This window comes from Methylobacterium nodulans ORS 2060, from assembly GCF_000022085.1.
Classification (GTDB): Bacteria; Pseudomonadota; Alphaproteobacteria; order Rhizobiales; family Beijerinckiaceae; genus Methylobacterium; species Methylobacterium nodulans.
The window spans coordinates 6,289,388-6,310,517 of the sequence record NC_011894.1; the positions used below are offsets into that span (position 1 = coordinate 6,289,388).

Annotated in this window: 14 protein-coding genes and 3 pseudogenes; 10 read left to right on the forward strand and 7 right to left on the reverse strand. The window is 66.0% G+C overall.

The features are described 5' to 3' along the window. Window positions 1–434 precede the first annotated feature (434 nt). On the reverse strand, window positions 435–1,175 hold the full coding sequence (locus tag MNOD_RS29200; RefSeq protein ID WP_015932570.1) for a CBS domain-containing protein: 741 nt from the start codon (window positions 1,173–1,175) through the stop codon (window positions 435–437). 305 nt (window positions 1,176–1,480) lie between these two features. On the opposite strand from MNOD_RS29200, the gene MNOD_RS29205 reads away from it, so the two are divergent. After that, window positions 1,481–2,323, forward strand: coding sequence for a universal stress protein (locus MNOD_RS29205; protein WP_015932571.1), 843 nt, complete (start codon window positions 1,481–1,483; stop codon window positions 2,321–2,323). 112 nt (window positions 2,324–2,435) lie between these two features. Next, window positions 2,436–4,934, forward strand: coding sequence for a phosphoketolase family protein (locus MNOD_RS29210; protein ID WP_015932572.1), 2,499 nt, complete (start codon window positions 2,436–2,438; stop codon window positions 4,932–4,934). A gap of 123 nt (window positions 4,935–5,057) precedes the next feature. Here MNOD_RS29210 and MNOD_RS29215 read toward each other — a convergent pair whose 3' ends face one another. Further along, a complete protein-coding gene (locus MNOD_RS29215; RefSeq protein WP_015932573.1) occupies window positions 5,058–5,654 on the reverse strand; it encodes a BON domain-containing protein in 597 nt (198 codons plus the stop codon). Between the two features lie 170 nt (window positions 5,655–5,824). Here MNOD_RS29215 and MNOD_RS29220 point away from each other — a divergent pair, with 170 nt between their 5' ends. From MNOD_RS29220 to MNOD_RS47225, 4 genes are all read left to right on the forward strand, one after another. Beyond that, window positions 5,825–6,412 (forward strand): hypothetical protein, encoded by a 588-nt coding sequence (locus MNOD_RS29220; protein ID WP_015932574.1) that lies wholly within the window; start codon window positions 5,825–5,827, stop codon window positions 6,410–6,412. A 313-nt stretch (window positions 6,413–6,725) separates the two neighbouring features. After that, entirely contained in the window at window positions 6,726–6,947 is a 222-nt protein-coding gene (locus MNOD_RS47220; protein WP_157091585.1) for a hypothetical protein, read from the forward strand. Window positions 6,948–7,067: 120 nt separating this feature from the next. Further along, window positions 7,068–7,280, forward strand: a complete 213-nt coding sequence (locus MNOD_RS29230) for a hypothetical protein (RefSeq protein ID WP_157091586.1) — start codon at window positions 7,068–7,070, stop codon at window positions 7,278–7,280. 37 nt (window positions 7,281–7,317) lie between these two features. After that, window positions 7,318–7,854 carry a hypothetical protein gene (locus MNOD_RS47225; RefSeq protein WP_157091587.1) on the forward strand — a complete coding sequence of 179 codons (537 nt, stop codon included), beginning with the start codon at window positions 7,318–7,320 and terminating at the stop codon, window positions 7,852–7,854. A 265-nt stretch (window positions 7,855–8,119) separates the two neighbouring features. Here MNOD_RS47225 and MNOD_RS29235 read toward each other — a convergent pair whose 3' ends face one another. Further along, a complete protein-coding gene (locus MNOD_RS29235) occupies window positions 8,120–9,526 on the reverse strand; it encodes an IS66 family transposase (RefSeq protein ID WP_015932577.1) in 1,407 nt (468 codons plus the stop codon). A gap of 572 nt (window positions 9,527–10,098) precedes the next feature. Between MNOD_RS29235 and MNOD_RS29240 the strand changes: the two genes are divergently transcribed. Beyond that, window positions 10,099–13,269, forward strand: coding sequence for a tetratricopeptide repeat protein (locus MNOD_RS29240; RefSeq protein ID WP_015932578.1), 3,171 nt, complete (start codon window positions 10,099–10,101; stop codon window positions 13,267–13,269). Between the two features lie 185 nt (window positions 13,270–13,454). Here MNOD_RS29240 and MNOD_RS29245 read toward each other — a convergent pair. Together MNOD_RS29245 and MNOD_RS45820 are read right to left on the reverse strand one after the other, a co-directional pair. Next, a pseudogene (locus MNOD_RS29245) lies at window positions 13,455–13,857 on the reverse strand (DDE-type integrase/transposase/recombinase); the annotation flags it as partial. A 107-nt stretch (window positions 13,858–13,964) separates the two neighbouring features. Further along, window positions 13,965–15,224: pseudogene (locus MNOD_RS45820) on the reverse strand (IS5 family transposase); the annotation flags it as partial. A gap of 335 nt (window positions 15,225–15,559) precedes the next feature. Here MNOD_RS45820 and MNOD_RS29255 point away from each other — a divergent pair. Beyond that, window positions 15,560–16,510 (forward strand): SEL1-like repeat protein, encoded by a 951-nt coding sequence (locus MNOD_RS29255; protein ID WP_015932580.1) that lies wholly within the window; start codon window positions 15,560–15,562, stop codon window positions 16,508–16,510. A 231-nt stretch (window positions 16,511–16,741) separates the two neighbouring features. On the opposite strand, the gene MNOD_RS48345 is transcribed toward MNOD_RS29255, so the two are convergent. Then, the gene (locus MNOD_RS48345; RefSeq protein ID WP_198157552.1) at window positions 16,742–17,191 is read right to left on the reverse strand and encodes a hypothetical protein; all 450 of its coding nucleotides are present in this window, start codon (window positions 17,189–17,191) and stop codon (window positions 16,742–16,744) included. A 343-nt stretch (window positions 17,192–17,534) separates the two neighbouring features. Between MNOD_RS48345 and MNOD_RS29260 the strand changes: the two genes are divergently transcribed. Beyond that, complete coding sequence (locus MNOD_RS29260) at window positions 17,535–17,699, forward strand: DUF4113 domain-containing protein (RefSeq protein ID WP_482805316.1); 165 nt, start codon at window positions 17,535–17,537, stop codon at window positions 17,697–17,699. A gap of 910 nt (window positions 17,700–18,609) precedes the next feature. Further along, window positions 18,610–19,368, forward strand: a pseudogene (locus tag MNOD_RS29265) (IS1380 family transposase); the annotation flags it as partial. A gap of 43 nt (window positions 19,369–19,411) precedes the next feature. On the opposite strand, the gene MNOD_RS29270 reads toward MNOD_RS29265, so the two are convergent. Further along, window positions 19,412–21,100 (reverse strand): ISL3-like element ISMno30 family transposase, encoded by a 1,689-nt coding sequence (locus tag MNOD_RS29270; protein WP_015932582.1) that lies wholly within the window; start codon window positions 21,098–21,100, stop codon window positions 19,412–19,414. Between the last annotated feature and the right edge of the window lie 30 nt (window positions 21,101–21,130).

The window sequence follows — 21,130 nt, forward strand, 5'->3', positions numbered from 1 at the left end:
GCCTGACAGGGATAGGCGGTGTCCGCCTCGTCCTGCGAGAGCGTGCCGGCCTCCCGCTGATACTCCGACAGGGCTCGAGTGACAAAGGCCACTTGGAGCTTGAATGCTTCCGCGGGGGAGCCGCAACGGCTGAGCGCCGCAATATGCTCCGCTTGAGCTTGCAGTCACCGACCAGCAAAGCTCAGGAGTTCCGCTGCGATCTGCGCCGGCAGGTCGACGCCGAACGATTTCCAGACCGCGGCATCGGAGAAAACGCGGACATCGCATCGCTCAGTCCAAAAGCCTGGTTGTTCTCTCCATACTTCCTCTCGATCGACATGGTTGCCTCCTTTGAACGGTCAGCCATCGCTGACACGATGAGCGGGATGGTCATCGACGCAGATCAAGAGAGCTGGAAGCAGTGCTGGTCGATCCGCCGGCAGGCGCAGGCTTGCTCATGCCGCCGGCGCACTGCCCTGATTAGCATCCTGCGTGGACAGCAGGACGAGGCCCGACATCGGATCGACCCAGGTCAGGTCGTCGCGCAGGCCGACGACCCCCGGCACCGACTCGGCCGCTGCGTGGATCGCGGCGCGCTGCCGCTCGTCCGTGAGGGAGCCGCGCAGCGTGACAATGCCGTTCGTAACCGAGACCTCAATCAGCTCCAGCGGAATGAACCCCGCATCGAGGAAGGCCGCCTCCACGTCGGCGCGGATCGCGGCATCGTTCCGCGGCGGCGCCTCGCGCGCCTGCTCTAGCGCCCGGCGCAGGGCACGCAGGAGATCCGCCCGTGTGACGATCCCAATCATCCGCCCCTTGTCGACAACCGGCACCCGCTTGATGCGGCGCCGCGCCATCAGGTCGACGATCTCGTCGAGCGGCGTGTCCGGCGACGCGGTCACAACCTCCTTCGTCATCACGTCGCCAACCTGCCGCCCCCGCTCCCGCGCGTACGCTTCGGCCAGCCGGCCCGGACTGATCAGGTATTGAACCCAGTTCGGCTTCGGGCGGGCCGTGCCGAGCTCCGGGCGGGCGAGAAGATCCCCTTCGGTCACGATGCCGATGACCGCGCCGTCCGGATCGAGGACGGGCAGCCCGCTGATCCGCTTCTCCAGCATGAGGGCAACCGCCAGCTCCAGGGGGAGGTCGGCCCTGACGCCCGTTACCTCTTCGGTCATGATGTCGCGCGCGCGCATCGTCGCCTCCGCCACTGGCCTGCTGCTCCGATCGGGCAGCCCGGCGAACTTTAGGAGCTGCGGTCGAAACGCGGCTTGATCTGGATCATATTGCGGCGCCGGGCTCATAGCTTCTGACGGATGCCTGGCGCCGACCGGTTGGCACGTGTCCGGGCTGGGCGGGCTCGCGACAGTCACACCGCAACCCCTGTTTAGTGGGGCTTGCGCGAGATCAAAGCCCGACGCCGCAGACACGGCATCATCGCGGTCGGTGCGGGATATGGGCCCGTCGGAACGGGCACCGTGCTGGGGAAGGCAGCGTCGCGATGATTGCATCGATCAAGAGCGTCCTCATCGGCGTGACGGAGTCCATCGGCTCGCAGGGACCCTCAGCGGCGCTCGCCTATGGCTTCTCCCTGGCCCAGCAGGCCGAGGCCCACGTCAGCGTGCAGGCGATGGCGGTGGACATCGTCGTGCCGAATGCCTGGATCAGCGGATTCGCGGACTCGCTCGCCGCTGCCGAGAACCGACGGCTCAAGAGCCTGGCCGAGACTGTGGCAGAGCGGGCGCGGGCCGATGCGTCGGCAGCCGGCCTGCGCTGCACCGCACGGGCGCGGCACCTCACCGCGAACGAGCTCTTCGGGAGCCTCGCCGCCCAGGCGCGCATCCACGACGTCACCGTGCTCGATGCGGAGCCGAATTTCGTCGCGGTGCGGCGCGGCCTGATCGAGGATCTGATCCTCTATAGCGGTCGCCCCCTGCTGGTCGTCCCGCCGGCCGCGGAGGCGTTCACGGCGGAGCGGATCGTAGTCGCCTGGGACGGCAGCGCCCCCGCGGCGCGCGCGGTCGGCGATGCGCTGCCCTTCCTGCGCTGCGCCCGCGAGGTCCACGTCGTGACGGTCACCGGAGAGAAGGACCTCTCGGAGACGGTTCCCGGCGCCGAACTCGGCCCATATCTCGCGCGCCACGGCGTGCCCGTCACGATCGTGGACCTGCCGATGGAGGAGGGGAGCGTCGCCGAGACGCTGCGGCGCCACGCGATCCTGTCCCGCGCCGACCTGATGGTGGCGGGCGGCTTCGTGCATGCCCGCCTGCGCGAGATGGTGCTCGGCGGGGTGACGGAGGCGCTCCTCACCGCCTGCCCGGTGCCCCTGCTCCTCTCTCATTGAGGTGCCCGATAACGACGGGCGGTGATCCACATCAAGGCGGAAGCCGTCCCGACCATGAAACTCTCAGCTGAGGCCGCGCAACATTTGCCGGCCGGTGTGGTGGGAGGACGACATGACAGTCCTGACAGGCTCGTCTCGGAACGATGCGCGCGCTGCGCGGCAGGATGCGGGCGACGGCTTCGTGCCGGGTCCGCTCGGCCCCCAGGAGCTGGCGGGCCTCGACGCGTATTGGCGGGCCGCGAACTACCTGTCGGTCGGTCAGATCTACCTTCTCGACAACCCGCTCCTGCGCGAGCCGCTCGCCCCCGCGCATGTCAAGCCGCGGCTGCTCGGCCATTGGGGCACCACGCCCGGCCTCAACTTCATCTACGCCCATCTGAACCGGGTGATCCGGCGGCGCGACCTCGACATGATCGCGGTCTGGGGGCCGGGCCACGGGGCGCCGGGGCTTGTCGCCAACGCCTATCTCGAAGGAACCTACAGCGAGGTCTACCCCGACGTCGCGCCGGACGCGGAGGGAATGCGCCGGCTCTTCCGCCAGTTCTCGTTCCCGGGCGGGATTCCGAGCCACGCCTCGCCCGAACTGCCCGGCTCGATCCACGAGGGCGGAGAGCTCGGCTACTCGCTCGCCCATGCCTTCGGGGCCGCCCTGGACAATCCGGACCTGATCGTCGCCTGCGTGGTGGGCGATGGCGAGGCCGAGACGGGGGCGCTCGCCGCCTCCTGGCACTCGGCGAAGTTCCTCGACCCGCGGACGGACGGCACCGTCCTGCCCATCCTCCATCTCAACGGCTACAAGATCGCCAATCCGACGATCCTGGCGCGCATGCCCGAGGCGGAGCTGATGAGCCTGCTTACCGGCTACGGCTACGATCCAATCGTCGTCGCCGGCGAAGAGCCGGCGCCGATGCATCAGGCGATGGCGGCGGCGCTCGACCGCGCGCTCGACCGCATCGCGCAAATCCGGCGCGAGGCCGGCTGCGAGCGGCCGCGCTGGCCCATGATCGTGCTGCGCAGCCCGAAAGGCTGGACCGGCCCGAAGGTCGTCGGCGGCCTGCCCGTCGAGGGGACGTGGCGCTCGCATCAGGTTCCGGTGGCCGCCACGCGCGAGAACCCGGAGCACTTGGCGATCCTCGAGCGCTGGATGCGCTCCTACCGTCCCGAGACCCTGTTCGACGCCGCGGGACGCCTTGTGCCGGACCTGGCCGCCCTGGCCCCGGCGGGCGAGCGGCGGCTCTCCGCCAACCCGCAGGCGAATGGCGGGCGCCACGCCCAGCCGCTCCGCCGGCCCCCCATCGCGGACCATGCGGTGAGCGTCGAGGCGCCCGGGGCCGCCACGGCCGAGGCGACGCGGGTGCTCGGCGCCTATCTGCGCGATGTCGTCACCCTCAACACCGCGAGCCGGAACTTCCGGATCATGGGGCCGGACGAAACCGCCTCGAACCGCCTCGACGCCGTCCTGTCCGTGACGAACCGGGTCTGGCAGGAGGAGATCCTGCCGGGCGACGACCATCTGGGCCGCACCGGCCGGGTGATGGAGGTGCTGAGTGAACAGCTCTGCGAGGGCTGGCTCGAAGGCTACCTGCTGACCGGCCGCCACGGCCTGTTCGCGAGCTACGAGGCCTTCATCCACGTGGTCGACTCGATGGTGAGCCAGCACGCCAAGTGGCTCAAATCCTCCCGCGCGCTGCCCTGGCGCCGGCCGGTCCCGTCGCTAAACCTGCTGCTGTCCTCCCATGTCTGGCGCCAGGACCACAACGGCTTCAGCCACCAGGATCCCGGCTTCATCGACTTCATCGCCAACAAGCGCGGCGACGTCGCGCGGGTCTACCTGCCGCCGGACGCCAATTGCCTGCTGTGGGTGATGGACCACTGCCTGGGCACGCATGACCGCATCAACGTGGTCGTGGCCGGCAAGCAGCCCGCGCCCCAGTGGCTTGCTCCCGACGCGGCGGCGCGCCACTGCGCGGCGGGGATCGGCGTGTGGGACTTCGCCTCGAACGAGGGGGAGGGCGAGCCCGACGTGGTGATGGCCTGCGCGGGCGACGTGCCCACGATGGAGACCCTGGCGGCGGTGGACTGGCTGCGCCGGGCGGTGCCCGACCTGCGGATGCGCGTCGTCAACGTCGTTGACCTGATGACGCTGCCCTCGCCAGACATGCACCCGCACGGGATCGAGGACGCGGCCTTCGACGGGCTGTTCACGAAGGACCGGCCGGTGATCTTCGCCTATCACGGTTATCCCTGGCTGATCCATCGGCTGACCTACCGGCGCACCAACCACGCCAACTTCCACGTCCACGGCTTTCAGGAGGAGGGCACGACCACAACGCCCTTCGATATGGCAGTGATGAACCGCCTCGACCGCCATCACCTGGCGATCGCCGCCCTGCGCCGCGTACCGCGCCTCGGTGCACGGGCGGACCGGGCCGTGCACGCGCTGGAGGAGCGGCTCGCGGTCCATCGCGCGCATGTCTGTCGGACCGGCGAGGACCTGCCGGAGATCCGGGATTGGCGCTGGCCGCAGCCGGGCATGGCAAAGCCGGAGGAGTCGGGCGCCCGCATCCAGGAGCCGGACCGGGAGGCGCTCAAAGCCGGCGGCAGTTCTTGAGCTGACGGATCAGGCGAAGGGCCCCGGCGTGTTACCGTGGAGGGCCTTCGCCGCCGGTATCCCGGCGCTCAATGGGTCGGGAGCCGAACCGCCGAACCGAAGGGGCCCGACCGGGCATGGCTCTCACAGCATGATCGGAGCCATTGGAGCTGCGCCGGCATAGCCGACGAAAGTGTGGTCGCGGACGGCCACGACGCCCGGGATGCTCTCGGCCGCCGTGACCAGCGCCTGCGCCTCCGCTTCGTTGGTCACCATGCCCCAGAGATGGACGACCCCGTCGAGGACCGTGACGTTGCCCTCGCCCGTCTCCGTCCAGGGCTGCCGGGCGAGTTCCGCGAGCAGCATGTCGCGGATGCGCTGGTCGGTGAGTTGCTGCGCGTTGCTCGGCCCGGCCGTCGCGGGCATCAGGGTGGCGAGCGCGCGCACCAGGTCGCCGCGGGTGACGATCCCGACCACCTGCTCGGCCCGATCGGGGCGGGGCTCGACGATCGGCACGCGACGGATCCGGTTGCGCTCGAGAATCTCGACGATCTCCGGCAGGGGCGTGTCCGGCTTTGCGCTGACGACGGGGCGCGCCATCACGTCCCGCGCCGTGCGCCCATGTACCATGCGGTACTCGCTGGCGAGTTCCTCGATCGAGGTGAAGAGGTCGAGCCAGCGGTTCCGGCGGCGGCGCTCGGTTGCGAGTTCGGCGCGATGCAGCAGATCGCCCTCGCTCACGATCCCGACCAGGGCGCCGCTTCGGATGCTCTCACCGGAGCAGCGGACCGGGCTTGAGATTTATCGGCGCGGGCTTCAGCAGGCCGAGGCGGCACGGACCTCCGTTCCCGGATGGCTGGAGAACCTGGCCCGCACGGGGTTCGACCCCAACGCCGTGGTCTCCGGGCTTTTTGGGGCTGGCATTCCCGGCGCCGACCGGCTCCGCGGAGTACGGCCGGAGCCTGAAGCGGGCGCTGGGCGACCAGAGCCCGGAATGGGCCAACCTGCGGCAGGCGGCCTGGCTCCGGCTGACGGGAGCGGGTGAGGCGCAACGCATGCCGGCGGCGCGCGAGGCGGAGCGCATCCGGGCCTTCACCGAGGGCGAGGGCAGCGGGCTCGCGCGGACCCTGTTCTCTCAGGATGAGCTCGCTCTGATGAACCGCTACGCTGATGCCGTGTGGGCAACCCATGCGCCGAGCGGGACTCGGCTGCCGGACGGTGGCCGGTCCCGGGCGCTCGCGCGGCAGGTCATGAACCTGATCTCGGGCGCGGTCGGCTACAAGCTGGCCGGTCCGGGGGGTGGTGCTCTCGCCTACGGCATGCGGATGGGGCAGCGGGTGCTGGACGGCAGCCTTGATGCCATGCGGGCATCACGGTCGTTCGAGGGCGGAGCGCCGCGGGTGGTGCTGACGCTGCCGGCGCCTCCTCCTGCTCTTACGGCGGGCGCTGGAGCAGCTGGTGGCCTGATCCGGCCGTTCGGCGCGCTGCCCGCCTTCTGAGCAGATGATGATGAGCCCACGTGAAGCGGCTTGGATTGTTCACCACCGTACCGGCGCGGACATCACCCCCTGCACGCTCCACGAGCGGGCCGGCGACATCCGCGCCTGGGTGGTCCGCAACCCGCATGCTCATCACGCACAGGTCTGCACCGATGACGAGCTCGTAGCGTGGGTGGCTCGGCCGGAGCCCTGCGGGGACTATCGAGATGGAGGCCATGTCGGTGGAGGCGCACTTCAGGGTGCGCACCACTTCGGGTCAGGCCGTGAACCATACGAGGTCAGCGCCGGCGGGGACCGTGAACTCGGCTGTCGCGTGCACAAAGCCGTTGTGACAGCCCCACTCCAGGCCGCCCGCACACTGTTCGCGGGCCTCGGCGAGGCCGAGCAGCTGCAGGCGATCGGGGCGGCCGGCGCCTACGCGGAGTTCTGCCAGCGCGACCCGACCACCAAGCCGAAGCAACCTGCAGAACTGGCTGCGCAACGGGCTGTTCCGGAACACAGGGCGCCGGCTGCTGCAGCCGACCTAGTGCACTGACGCCTTCAAAACGTACAAAGCTCAGCGTGATGTCTTGCGCGTTTGCAAGCGGTTGGTGAGCGCGCGTGTGATGCGTTCGTTGGCGTCTGTGCACTAGACTCTGCCAGCGGACCGGAGGCAGTGCGAGCTGCTGTGGCGGTGCAGATGGTGGTGCGAGGCGAGTGGCCGATCGGCGGCAGCGTTTTCGTGGCGGCCGACTCGCCCGGGGCGGCGGCGTGGGAGCGCTACTACGCGCGGTTCGGGCGACGGGCGCGCTGGAGCGAGTGCGGGCGACACGCGCGCGGCTGGTTCATGCCGAGCGCACTTCCGCCAGACCACGCGGCGGCACTTTGATGTAGTGTGATGCGCCCAGATAGTGGGAAGGCGAGGCATGATGCGAACCTGCGTAGCAGTTATCGGCATTGCCCTCCTATGCAGTCGGAGCGCGCTTGGTGCAGAGGCTGGTTGGCAGAGGTACGTCAACCCTCGTTTCGGCGTTGTGGTTAACTATCCGGCCGCGTTCAGCGTGCGCGATCGGCCGCCCGACAATGGCGATGGGCAGACCTTCCGAACGCCACGCGGCGACGCCGTGCTCAGGATTTTCGGCAGTTACAATGTCGACCATGAACCATCCGCTCGGCTGATGCAGTCTCGAAAGCAGGTCGAGATAACCTACTCCTACATTAAGGTGGAGGCTGATTGGTTTGTCCTCTCTTGGTCAAAGAATGGGCGAATTTCATATTTGCGCTGCAACCTGGGTGGACAGGAATATGATACCATCGGCTGTGTAGAATTGAATTATCCTGCGGCTGATGCGAGCCGATGGGCGTTGATTGTTGACCGAATCAGCAAATCGCTTCGGGTTCAGTCGCGCGCATCCGGACTGATTATTCCGCAGTTCAGGCCGGTCCCTGGTCATCTAACGTAGCTATCGTGCGTCTGTCCCTCGTGCAGCGTGTTCAGTGGGCCCCTATGCGGCAGCGCCAGAAGGCGCTGAGTTTATGGCGTGATCAATCGGGATCCTGTCGGCTGGTAGGCCGTCCTCCTCATTGTCGTGGTTCTCTATTAGGACGCGGCGCCGGCCTCGGCGGCGTATCGGCGTCCTGATAGGCGCGCCGGCTGGCCCAGAAACCCGGCTGCAGCGCCAGGCGGTTGAGGGTTGCTTCGAGCACTCGGAGCAAATTCCCGGGCCGTTAGGCTGATGCGATCTGTCTGACGAGGTCGCTCAGAGGCGGGATGGCTGGTCCGTCATCCGGGATGCGCAAACGATCCCCGAGATAACGGAAGAACGAGACCTTGAGCTTGCCGCAGGTCTTCATCAGCCCCAGCAGCGCGTCGCGCGCCGCCAAACCCGCTCCACTCATCGTGCCGCCCGAGATCTTGCGCTTGGTCACGCAGGCGCGAATGTCGCTCTCCGAGCCATTGGTGTGCAGCGGGATCTCCGGCCGCTCCAGCACCCGCAGCAGCTCCGCCTTGCGCCGGTGCAGCCGCGCCAACAACCGCAGCACCATCCCGCTGCGGCGCCGGAAGATCCGCTCAAAGCGTGCCCGCAAGGCGCTCGCCCGGCGCGGACAGGGCGCCCGCGCGTAGGCCTTCAGGTCGGCGTAGAACCACCAGATCAGCTGGCGCGTCATCTGGAGCGCCCGGGCCTGGGCCGGGGTGGTCGGGATCAGCTTGTGCACCAGGCGCTCGGCATGCACCCAGCACAGCGCGTGCCGCCCGACCCGGAACTGACCGGCATCGTCGGAGACGATCACCGCCTCGCGCAGCAGCCCATGGTGCTCAACCGCACCCCAGAGCGCCCCTTCGCTGGCGATCGTCACCGGATCGGGCGTGACCGCCTGCCGGTCCAGGCCCAGGGCCGTCAGGTGCGCCCGCCACGCCGCCTCATCCGGGACGATCTTGGTGGGATGCGCCGCCAGGACGGCCAGCGCCGGCCCGGCCAGGGAGCGCCCGCGCCTGGAGGCCAGCGCCGCTTCATTGACCACGTACTCCAGGTGCCCGGCCCGCAGCAGCGCCAGGAAGCTCAGACGCGACTTGGAGAAGCCGGTGCGGAAGGCCGTGAAGCGGTCGTTGCCGATCTGCGTGGTCACCCCGTCGGCCCGGGCGTGGCGGGCGGCCGTGTCGTCCACGCTGATCCAGCGCGCGCCCGCCAGTCCGGCCCGCAGCACCGCCTGGTCCTCGCCGAGGAAGACGTCGAGCTGCGTGGTCAGGAGCCGCACCACCTGACGCTTGGAGATCGCCAGACCCAGGCCGGAGAGCAACGCGCCCAGCCGCTCGCAGGTGACTTGGCCCTGGACGTGGGCGGCCAGCAGGAAGCGGCGCAGATGCGGCCCGAACCCGCCCGTCACACCCGGTGGCAGAGGGGCCACCAGGGTCCTGCCGTCCGGGGTCAGCCAGCGCTCGCGCCGGTAGCGGATCAGCTGGGCTTCCAGCCGCAGATCACGGACCAGCACGTCCTCGTAGCCCTTAAAGCGCGAGCCGGCCGGGGCCGGGGCAGCGAGCACGACATCCTGGGCGAGCGCGCAGCGCTCCTGCAGCGGACCGCGCCGCCGCGGCGCACCCGGCGGCTTGGTGGCCGCGGCGGTGGCCCGCTCCATGCCCGAAGGCCGCGCGGGCGGGCGCGGCGGCAAGCCCTTGAGCCGGGCATCTCGTCGCGCAACGCCCGGTTCTCCTCGGACAGGCGCTGAACCTGCCCGGTCAACGCGCCCACCAGAGCCCGAAGATCGGACACGGCAAGCGTCTCGACCTCAGTCGGATCCGGCAGCGTCATCTCGAGCTTGAATCACGCTCGCGATCCGACCGCAAACCCGCCGCCCGGGAATTTGCCCCGGTTACTTGCTTCGAGTTGATTGATCAAGGCCCGGAGCTGATCCGGGTTAAAGACTACGGGTCTCCTCCCACCCTCGACCCACATACGGGTGGACATAGGGACGGTAAGCGTCCTCTTCCGCCGACGGCAGATGAATGGCGACCACCAAGTAGGAGGATCTTTCCGCCTGCGTCTGCGTCGAACTTGCCGCACCAGAGGAGGCCCACGATCGGCTGGCGGGGGCTGCCCCCGCAGCGGCGGCTCGCTCAAGCACCTCGCGGAGGCCTCCCTCAACCAGTGGACGACCATCATCTTAAGGCTATTATTCATCTGCTGATGACCGAACACAGGGGCGGAGCCATGCATCGGATCCGCGCACTGATGCTTGCTTTGGCGCTGCTTGGCCTGGCAGCTCCGGCAGCCCAGGCATTGGATGCAGTTGGCTACCGCAATCGCGGGTTAGCCTCCCTGCATAACGGCGCATATGACCGTGCGATCGCGGACCTCAATCAGGCCCTGCGGCTCGATCCTAAGTCCGCAAGTACCTACAATGATCGCGGGATAGCCTTTAAATTCAAGGGCGAGTACGACCGGGCGATCGCGGACTACGATCAAGCCCTGCGGCTCGATCCTAAGGACGCGGTCTTCTACAACAATCGCGGCAATGCCTTCGGTGCCAAAGGCGAGCACGACCGGGCGATTGCGGACTTCAATCAGGCCCTGACGCTCAATCCCAGGTATTCGATCGCCTACAAAAATCGCGGGGATGTCTTCCGGATCAAAGGTGAGCATGATCGGGCAATTGCAGACTATGATCAAGCTTTGCAGCTCGATCCCAAATACAAACTGGCCTACAACAATCGTGGTCTAAGCTTCCAGAGAAAAAGTGAGTACGATCGGGCGATTGCAGACTTCGATCAGGCTCTGCGGCTCGATCCTAAGGATGCAGTCATCTACAGAAATCGCGGGGACGCCTTCCGAAGCAAAGGTGAATACGACCGGGCAATAGCGAATTACGATCAAGCCCTGCAGCTCGATTCCAAATATGCAGCCGTCCATAACAATCGCGGGCTGGCCTTTTATGGCAAAGGTGAGTACGGCCGGGCCTTGGCGGACTACGATCAAGCTTTGCAGCTCGATCCCAAGCAAGCCATTGTCTACACCAATCGCGGGGATGTCTTCCGGATCAAAGGTGAGCATGAGCGGGCAATTGCAGACTACGATCAAGCCTTGCGGCTCGATCCTAAGTACAAATTGGCCTACAACAATCGTGGGCTAATCTTCCAGAACAAAAGTGAGTACGATCAGGCGATCGCAGACTTTGATCAGGCTCTGCGGCTCGATCCTAAGGATGCAGTCATCTACAGAAATCGCGGGGACGCCTTCCGAAGCAAAGGTGAATACGACCGGGCAATAGCGAATTACGATCAAGCCCTGCAGCTCGATTCCAAATATGCAGCCGTCCATAATAATCGCGGGCTGGCCTTTTATGGCAAAGGTGAGTACGGCCGGGCCTTGGCGGACTACGATCAAGCTTTGCAGCTCGATCCCAAGCAAGCCATTGTCTACACCAATCGCGGGGATGTCTTCCGGATCAAAGGTGAGCATGAGCGGGCAATTGCAGACTACGATCAAGCCTTGCGGCTCGATCCTAAGTACAAATTGGCCTACAACAATCGTGGGCTAATCTTCCAGAACAAAAGTGAGTACGATCAGGCGATCGCAGACTTTGATCAGGCTCTGCGGCTCGATCCTAAGGATGCAGTCATCTACAGAAATCGCGGGGACGCCTTCCGAAGCAAAGGTGAATACGACCGTGCAATAGCGAATTACGATCAGGCCCTGCAGCTCGATCCCAAATATGCAGCCGTCCACAACAATCGCGGGCTGGCCTTTTATCGCAAAGGTGAGTACGGCCGGGCCTTGGCGGACTACGATCAAGCTTTGCAGCTCGATCCCAAGCAAGCAGTCGTCTACACCAATCGTGGGGATGTCTTCCGGATCAAAGGTGAGCATGATCGGGCAATTGCAGACTACGATCAAGCTTTGCGGCTCGATCCTAAGTACATATTCGCCTACAACAATCGTGGGCTAGTCTTCCAGAACAAAGGCGAGTACGATCGGGCGATCGTGGACTACGATCAGACCCTGCGGCTCGATCCCAAGTATGCAATCGCCTACGCCAATCGCGGAGATACCTTCCAGAGCAAGGGCGAGTACGACCGGGCGATCGCGGACTACGATCAAGCCCTGCAACACAATCCCAAATACGTGATCGCCTACAATGGCCGAGGGCTAGCTTTCTACCGCAAGGGCGAGCACGACCGGGCGATCGCGGACTACGAAGAGGCCCTGCGGCTCGATCCCAAGTCCGCAGCGGCCTTCAACAATCGCGGAGCGGCCCTCAACAAGAAGGGTGAGTACGACCGGGCGATCACAGACCTCGACCAAGCCCTCCGGCTCAAGCCCGGGTTCGCCAACCCGCATTACCATCGCGGGACGGCCTTCCGGCACAAAGGCGATCTCGACCGCGCGCTTGCGGACCTGAATGAAGCCGTGCGCCTCAATCCCAAGTACGCGGACGCCTACCAGGAACGCGGGGTGACGTTCCAGGCCCGCGGCGAGCCGGACCGGGCGCTGGCGGACTTCGCTGAGGCCGTGCGGCTGAAGCCTGAGCTTGAAGCAGACGCAACTTTTCTCAAGGTGCGCGGTGAGGCGCAGGCGGCTCTGGCCAGCCGGCCTGCAGCCGCCGCGGTGGTGGCGGCCGTCCAGACCCCACCGGTCGTCCACACGCCTGCCGTGTCGGCTGTCACCCCGCTGGCTGAGACCCGGGTCGCGCTCGTGATCGGCAACAGCGCCTATGCGGCTGCCGCGCCGCTCGATAACCCGGCGCGAGACGCCACCGCAATCGCCCGCTCCTTGCGGGACACCGGCTTCAAGACTGTTCAGCTCAAGAACGATCTCAGCTACGAGGATCTGCGGCGAGCCCTGAACAGCTTCTCGGCGGAAGCGGACAAGGCCGACTGGGCCGTCGTCTACTACGCGGGGCACGGCATCGAGGTCGGCGGCGTCAACTATCTTGTTCCAGTCGATGCTCACCTGAAGACAGACCGGAGTGTACAGTTCGAGGCAGTCCCGCTTGAGCAAGTATTAGGCAGCATTGAAGGCGCACGTAAGCTGCGCCTCGTCATCCTGGATGCCTGCCGCGATAATCCGTTCCTGCAGCAGATGACGCGGACGATCGCGACGCGTTCGGTCGGGCGAGGCTTGGCGAAGATCGAGCCGGAGACAAGCGGTACGTTAGTGGCATACGCTGCCAAGCACGGCCAGGTTTCGCTGGATGGGCAGGATGGCCAAGGACATAGTCCATTCGCTACAGCTCTAATCAGTAATATTTCAAAGCCCGGTGTCGAAATCCGCAAGATGTTCGGGCTGATACACGATGATGTCATGGCAGCCACAGGCCGCAAACAGGAGCCTTTCGTTTATGGCGCTCTTGGAGGAGACGACTACTTCTTTAATGTGCGGTGACGAGGGCGATGACGGGTCTCTGCCCGACCGCCGCCAGGCGCCTATGGGTCGAGTGAGGTGCCGTGCCGGGCTTCATTGTGGCGTCTACGGCAGCGTGCATCGCTTGCACAGGGCGATGTGAGATCCGGGCTTGTCGCAAACTCGGAGGCAGGTCGCAGAAGGGGCTCTGCCGTCCCACTTTCACGCTTTGTCGCGACAGGAAGTCCGAAGCAGTAGGACAGGAGCTGGTTCTGCTCGCGCACCGTCTACGCGCCGGCGAACCCGAAGCCCTTGCGCAGCCGCAGCATGGCTTCGAAGCCCTGGATCGTGCGCCGCGCTGTGGCGAACGAGCGGAACCCGCCCACCCGATGCATCGGCCGCTTCACCCGGAAGTGGTCGTCGCTCTCGATCCCTTGCTGCAGGTGCTTGGTGACGTGGTGGGTGGGCATGCGCAGCAGCAGGCCCTCCTTGCGGCTGTCGGCGATGGCCGGCGGGTAGGGACCGGCGCCATCGGTTTCCGATCCGGTCCGGAGCGAGCAGCGGCTGATCCTGCAGCATCTGGCGAAAGAAGCGCTTGGCGGCGTCCAGATCGCGGTTGGCCGTGAGCAGGAGTCGTCCGTGAAGAAGACTGATCAGGCGGGTTGAGGCCGTGACGCGCGGCCTGGGGCGGCTGCGAGCAGAGCAGCGATCCAGGCCGACAAAAGCGCCAGTCACGTGAGCAGGAGGCGGAAGTTGTAGCTAACAGCCGCCAGCCCTGCATTGGCGGCATCGCCCTTTGATCCGACCAGGTGGTTGCGGCCTATGCGGTGCTTGGCCTTGAGGTGGCCGATTACGGGTTCGACGGCCGACCGTCGTCGGAAGGCGCGCTTGATGGCGGCGGTGAGCCCGCGCTTCTGGCCGGCAACATCGACCTGGAAGCGCCTTGGGCGCGGTGTGGCCCTTGTAGCCGGCCTCGATGACGGTCCGCGCGAGGGGGGTGCCGATGGTCCGTTCGATCGCCGGGATCACGGTGGCAAGCGTGGGGCCGTCATCGGGATTGCCCGGCAGCGCCGTGACATGGGCCACGAACCGGCCGCCGCGGCAGCGGGTGAGGCGCGTCGCAACCGAGACCGTCACGCCGAACTCGAAGGGCTTGTGGGTCTTGCCGATGCACTCGACCTCGGGCGCGTGCAGGCGGTAGACCTTGCGGCCCAGCTCCCGCTAGCGCTGGTCCCGGACGCGCCGGGCGAGCGCGAGCGGCAGCGCGAACACCTCGGCCAGGTCGGGGCGGGGGCCGATCTGGCGAGTGATGTCGCGGATGACGCGCCCGAGCATCGTGCGCAGGCGCGTCAGGGCCCGCTTTGCCCGGTTGAACTGCTGGGCGGGGGCGTAGCGCTGGTGCTTGATCAGCGCGCTCTTGCCGACCCGCGCAGAGGACTGGCGCAACCGGAGGGCGTGCGCCTTGGCCAGCCGCACCAGGCGCTCGCGCGCCCGATGCATCAGCTTGGCGTCGGTCGGGAAGGCGATCGCCTTCTCCTGCACCGGGGTGTCGACAATGACCTGCCGGAAGTCGGCCGGCCGGGCGGCCCCGGTGCGGGTCGCCACCGCCAGGCTCTCCTGGAGCAGCGCTGCGAGTCGCTCCGCACCCATCCGCTGGCGCCAGCGCGTCAGCGACGAGCGGTCGAAGGGGAGTGGTGCTGGAAGAACTCCTCGCCGCAAACGAGCTGATCGTACGGGGTCTCGATCCAGCGATCGCACCGCCCCTCGTCGGAGAGGTCGTGCAGGTGCTTGAGGATGGCGAGCCCGGCCATGAGCCGGGTCGGCAGGGGCGGCTGGCCGGGGCCGTCGGTGTAGACCGCGCCCAGCCGCTCTTCCAGGAAGCGCCAGTCGATCGTCTGCGCCAGCTTCACCAGCGCATGGGTGTGATCAACGCTCTGATCGAGCCGGGCCCGGAAGAGATCGGTCTGGCCCGTGTCGCGCCGCTCCTTCGGTCGCATGAAAGCCCCCGCCGTGATCCCGCAGCGAGCCTGGAATCACGGCCCATGGCCCGCTTCAATGTGCAAGGAAATGGGCCCACAGCCCATTCAAACCGGCAAATCCGAAGACTTGCTGAGAGCCAAAACTCACGCTAGTTCAAAGCGTTGCAGATTCTTCACAGACGGCGCTTCAGCTTGAGGGCGAGGGCGTCGAGGATCATGAGCCGGCTCCGGGACGGAGGCGGCAAGTTGGGCGGGTAGGCCCAACCACCCGTGAACGCCGGCGCGTTAGGCCCCTATGAAGTGCCAACGCTGATATAATCGAGCCTGGCAGTCGGCAGGGGAGCTCGTGTTCCATGCCTGCACCACGCCTGAGCTGGTTCACCAAACGCGTGCTTCCGGCTGTCATCGGCCTGATCGCGGTTATGATGATCCGCGCACCGCATATTGGCAAGCGGGTGTCCCCTACGGCAGCATTTTACCTGGACCAGCTTCTAGCCGCAGCCGGCAGCGCATATGCCATGACCGACCTGGGCTCTTTCTACGCCCGCGGCCAGGGGGTGACTCAGGACTATGCTGTGGCCAAGAGCTGGTACGAGAAAGCCGCCGCATTAGGCGACGCGCTCGCCATGAACAACCTGGGAGGTATGTACGCCCACGGTCAGGGGGTGCCTCAGGACTATGCTGCGGCCAAGAGCTGGTACGAGAAGGCTGTCGCTTTAGGCAATGAGGCTGCCATGAATAACCTGGGCATTTTGTACGCCTACGGTCGGGGCGTGGCGCAGGATTACGTTGTGGCCAAGAGCTGGTACGAAAAAGCCGCTGCAGCCGGCAGTACAGAGGCCATGCACAACCTAGGCTTCATATACGGCCACGGCCAAGGCGTGGCGCAGGACTATGCTGTGGCCAAGAGCTGGTACGAGAAAGCCGCTGCAGCCGGCAGCGCGTATGCCATGAACGACCTGGGCGCTTTGTACGCCCGCGGCAAGGGCGTGGCACAGGACTACGCTGCGGCCAAGAGCTGGTACCAGAAAGCTGCCGCATTAGGCGACGCGCTCGCCATGAACAACCTGGGAGGTATGTACGCCCGCGGTCAGGGCGTGGCGCAGGACTATGCTGCGGCCAAGAGCTGGTACGAGAAGGCTGCCGCAGCCGGCAATGCAAAGGCCATGTACAACCTAGGCTTCTTATACGAGCACGGCCAAGGCGTGGCGCAGGATTATGTTGCGGCCAAGAGTTGGTACGAGAAAGCCGCCACCTTGGGCTCTGATGATGCTCAGAAGCGCCTCAAAATATTACGTCCGTGACAAGATCTCCGTACGTCATGGATTGTGGCCGGGCATCGCAGACCTGGGGCCGGGATACAGGCCTGTCTCTTCAGCCTGCGGGCGAGGGCGGTGAGGATCATGGGCCAGCTCCGGGGCGGAGCGGTAAGCTCGGTCGGTATGCCAAACAACGCGTGAACGCTGGCGCGGTCGCGTTTGCGACAGGCCCCGCGCTACCGCCATCGAGTTGCCCGTCTGGTCCGATCAGCAGGGCTAAAGGCGTGTCCACTGATTTGCAATAAAACCACGTGGATCGACCGTTTCAGAGCTGACGATGCGCGGCTTTTTTCCTACGCATTTCCAACTGTAAATGGTTCCGTGGCCAGTGGCAGCCATAGGCACAATATCTGATCCGGGATTTTCTCTACAGAATTGTGTAGCTCCTTCTGATGTGCGGCGAACGTCTGCTTTAGTGCATGGGATATTTGCACCGTGGTTGCAGAGCCAGACGTATCCGCTCATGCATCGGTAAACCGTACTCTCCCTAACCCAAGCGTTATCCATGTCGCGCAGATCCAGAGCGCGGCGCGCATCTTGAACCAGGGTCGCTGGCAACGGCTTCACTCGGTCGTCATTTCCTACCTTCGCGCAGTACGACTTGGCGTCCTGGCCCTGCGCGATGGAAACGCTCGTCAATAACAATGCCGTTAGCAGCGTCAGCATCGAGAACCTTAGCGCGCGTATCACAACGTGTCCCCTCCAAGTTCGCCCCAAGCATTAAGGCTGGTGCTGCCACTGGCCGCAAGTGCTGCTCAACCTTCGCAAACACCTGTCACGGTTTAAGCTTGACCGGGAACCACTGTCCTGTTTGTTCGCTTTTTGTTCTGGTAGGATGGAGACACGGACGTGGGCCGCTATCGAGTCAGCGAGCAGGCGGCGGACTGGAGCGGGTTGGTGCGCATCCCCTTCATGCGCACCACTTGTGATCACGACCGAGCTTGTGCCGCTCATGGACGCGCCACGGGCACTGTTCGGCTCGCTGGACCGGGAGCGCGGTGGAGCGTTGATGGCAGCGATGGACACCTGCAACGCCCGCTTCGGCCGCGGTGCTGTCGTACCGGCCCGGGCGGGCCTGGTAGAGAAGCGCACCTGGTCGACGAAGTTCGAGATGCGCACGCCGCACTACACGACAAGGCTGGCCGAGGTGCCGGTCGCGACAGCGCAGCTGTAAGATGAGAAAAGATGAGCTTCTAGGTCAGCACAGTCGCTATCTCGGCCCGGAGTACGCAAATCACGACGAAATGATAGCCGCCAGCGGACGCGGTGCGATGTCCGACCCTAGCAAGAGGTAATAGTAATCGCTGCACCTCTTCCTAGATTGTTGAGTGATTAATGTGTTAACCAAAGCACTCGCTCGCTCAATTCGGCTTGGAAGAGGGCCACAATTATTCCCCATTCGGGATGTCGTCTGTGGGTGTCTCGCATCAGAGACTCATTCCCGAGGCTCGTACTGCCGGCCGGAACTTGCCTCCGCGCCGGCTTCTCTTCGTACATTACGTGCCAGTCCGCGCCACGATGACCGGCAGAATTGAGCCTAATTGATAGCCTGGAGATCCGAGGCGGCGTAGCTCGGTTGGAGAACGCTGAACCTGGTCGTAGGATGCGTCGCGACTGCAGCGCCCGCCACCTACGAATAACGGTGGAAGCGCCGTAGATCGTGGCGTGCCAAGTGCGTTGGTAAATCAAATACGGCTAGCGTACGCCACAATCAGGGGAGGGGTGCTCGTGCAAGAAAAGCTGGATTGGAACCGGTACGCAGTAGTTCATTGGCGTGAAACCTCATCGCCTCGGAGCAATGAGTATCATAGTGGCAGTCAAACGCGAGCCTTCGCGGGCCTGGGAGAAGCAGTACTGTTCATCGTGATGAGAGGTCTACGCGATCAACAGACCCTGAGGATCAGTTGCGGCGGTATGACCTATCACTATGCCGGGATCAAGGCTCTTGCAGAGCATCCTGAATTCCCGCTGGAGCTGGCGGATACCTAACCCGGATTTCTCACCGTACGGGAGTGCATCGGGGCTCTGAGTGCGTCAAAGTTGTTGTGCAGCAACGACTTCAGACGGTTCAGAGGAGGTCCCCGATGCCGACACAGTGTAGCGCAGAACAGTTCGCGTTTGGAACCGCCGAAGGGCGCACCGTTGTGGCCGCCTTTGATGGCGGACGGGTCACCTCGGATGCCGGCGCGCTGCTCCTGGGCGCCACCGATCGCGCCCTCCGCCTGGTTGAGCGCTTCGCCGCCTGCTTTGCGGATCACCGTTCGGCGGAGGACGTCGAGCACCCGCTCGCGACGCTGGTCGGGCAGCGCATCTTCGGCCTTGCCCTGGGCTACGAGGACCTGATCGACCACGACGAGCTTCGCCATGATCCGGTCCTGGCCGCCGTGCTCGGCAAGCTCACGGCCCGCCGCACCGCTTGTGCCCCGCTCGCCGGCAAATCGACCCTGAACCGGCTCGAGCATGCGCCTGTGGGCGAGGTCACTCGCTATCACAAGATCACGCACGACGGGGCGGCGATCGAGCGGCTCTTCGGCGAGCTCTTTCTGGACGCCTATCCCACCGCGCCCGCGAAGATCGTGCTGGATCTTGATGCCACCGATGATCCGCTGCATGGCCACCAGGAGGGCCGCTTCTTCCACGGCTATTACGACTGTTACTGCTATCTGCCGCTGTACATCTTCTGCGGCGACCATCTGCTCTGCGCCAAGCTCCGGCCCGCCAATATCGATGCCAGTGCCGGGGCGCTCGAAGAGGTGGCGCGCCTCGTCGCCCAGATCCGCGCCCGCTGGCCGCAGGTGCGGATCGTGCGGCGCGCCGATTCCGGCTTTGCGCGCGAGGTGCTCTGGACTTAGCCCGGAAAAGTGGCTCTTCGTCATTTCGTGTGGATCATGGGGGCAGGAGCATCCGCCGGCGCAGTAGATCGAACCCGGCTCGGCCGTACATCAGCCGCTTGATCAACTTCAGCTTCGTGATCTGGCCCTCCGCCTGAGCGTTACTCCACGGCGTGGTCAGCGCGGCCCGCACCGCGGCTCCGTCCATGACGAGGCCGCTTGCGAAGGTCTGCAAGGCCCGGATGCTGCTGGCTCGCGCCTCGGCGAGCCACGCCTCCAACGCTGCTAGGCGCCGGATGCCGCGAGCGGACACGCCGTTCCCTCCCACACCGGCTGCTCGCACGAGCGCGGCGAATTGCTGGACCAACCCGTGCATCGTGGCCGCCTCCGGATCCTGCATGACTCGCGCGAGGAGAGCGCCCTCGGGCGGGCTTAGTCGCGCCGGCGCCGCCATCATGATCCAGGCGAGCGCCTTCGGCCCCGGCAGCCGCACGGCGACCGGCCGTACCGGCGGAGCAGCCGGGTCGAGGGCGGCCCCCTCGGGAAGAGTGCCGCGCCAGCGTCGCGCCGTGTTACGCGCGCGCCTCGTTCGCCGGCTCTGCAGCCATTTGTGACCTTGCCGCGAGCCGCCCGCGTAGCCCAGATTGCGCAACTCCCGCACGAGATGCAGCCCATTCTCGCAACCCTCGGCGAGGCGTTCCTCGAGATGGGCGAGGAAGGGATCAAGCAGGCTCGGTCCGATCCGGCGCTCGCCGCGCTCCGGAGCATGATCCGTGGAGGCATAGCGGCGCACCGTGCCCGGGGCCAGTGGGATCGCGCGGGCGATCGCCATGATCGACTCGCCTGCCGCGCGCCGACGCTGCACCTCCGCGTGACGTGCGACGCGGCGACGTTGCGCCTCGCGCGCGGCGGCTTGGTCCGTGCGGCTTCGCGGAAAAGCGTGATCGCGGGTCGGCCGCGAAGAGCCTGAGGGGACGGGCCAAGCGTCCAGGCGGGCATGGGCGCCGACCAGCCAGCGTTCCAGCATCTGCCGCGCGTTCAGCAGGAGATGCCATCGATCCGCGACCTGCTGGGCACCTGGCACGACGGCCTGGGCCGCACGGGCGGACCCGGTCGAGCGATCCCGCGCGACGATCTCCAGGCCGGGGCGCGACCGCAGCCAAGCCTCGAAGGTCGTGGAGGTGCGGTCAGGCAGGAGATCGATGGTGCGATGACGGTCGAGGTCGACGAGGAGGGTGCCCCAGGCGCGACCGCGGCGCCACGCCCAGTCGTCGACCCCGATCGCCCGCACTCGTCCGGCCCGGGGCAGCGGGGCAGCGTGCATCAGGCGCAGCAGCGTCGATCCGCTCGTCGGCATGGCCAGGGACGCGAGCAGGCGCGCACCGGCGCGAGCGCTGGTGGCGAGGCCGACGCGCTGCTGCGCCTTGGCGAGACGTCGCGTGCGTCGCACGCGCGGCGCCAGGAGCGTGGGAACCGGGAGGCAGAAGGTGCGCCGTGTGCAGGATGGATTGAGGCAGCGCAACCGCCGGACGGCCAGATCGAGCCGCACCGCCCGTCCGAGGGAGGGCAGGTCGGCGGGGCGGCGCCGGTAGCACCCGTGCCCAGCAGCACTCGGGGTCCCGCAAGCGGGGCATCGTCCCTCGCGTCGGCGGCCATGAACCTGCATCACGATGTTTGCAGCGCGATCGGTGTGGATCGCGATCAGGTCACAGCCGGGGATCTCGTACAGCCGCGTCATCACCATGCCCCGTCATGCTGGCACGAGAGGAGAACG

Excerpts from the sequence above, each read along its gene's own strand:
- MNOD_RS29240 (WP_015932578.1), top strand. The coding sequence starts at position 10,099 with ATGCATCGGATCCGCGCACTGATGCTTGCTTTGGCGCTGCTTGGCCTG.
- MNOD_RS29205 (WP_015932571.1), top strand. The coding sequence starts at position 1,481 with ATGATTGCATCGATCAAGAGCGTCCTCATCGGCGTGACGGAGTCCATC.
- MNOD_RS29255 (WP_015932580.1), top strand. The coding sequence starts at position 15,560 with ATGCCTGCACCACGCCTGAGCTGGTTCACCAAACGCGTGCTTCCGGCT.
- MNOD_RS29200 (WP_015932570.1), bottom strand. The coding sequence starts at position 1,175 with ATGCGCGCGCGCGACATCATGACCGAAGAGGTAACGGGCGTCAGGGCC.
- MNOD_RS29270 (WP_015932582.1), bottom strand. The coding sequence starts at position 21,100 with ATGGTGATGACGCGGCTGTACGAGATCCCCGGCTGTGACCTGATCGCG.
- MNOD_RS29235 (WP_015932577.1), bottom strand. The coding sequence starts at position 9,526 with ATGGAGCGGGCCACCGCCGCGGCCACCAAGCCGCCGGGTGCGCCGCGG.
- MNOD_RS48345 (WP_198157552.1), bottom strand. The coding sequence starts at position 17,191 with ATGCTGACGCTGCTAACGGCATTGTTATTGACGAGCGTTTCCATCGCG.
- MNOD_RS47225 (WP_157091587.1), top strand. The coding sequence starts at position 7,318 with ATGATGCGAACCTGCGTAGCAGTTATCGGCATTGCCCTCCTATGCAGT.
- MNOD_RS29210 (WP_015932572.1), top strand. The coding sequence starts at position 2,436 with ATGACAGTCCTGACAGGCTCGTCTCGGAACGATGCGCGCGCTGCGCGG.
- MNOD_RS29260 (WP_482805316.1), top strand. The coding sequence starts at position 17,535 with ATGGCAGCGATGGACACCTGCAACGCCCGCTTCGGCCGCGGTGCTGTC.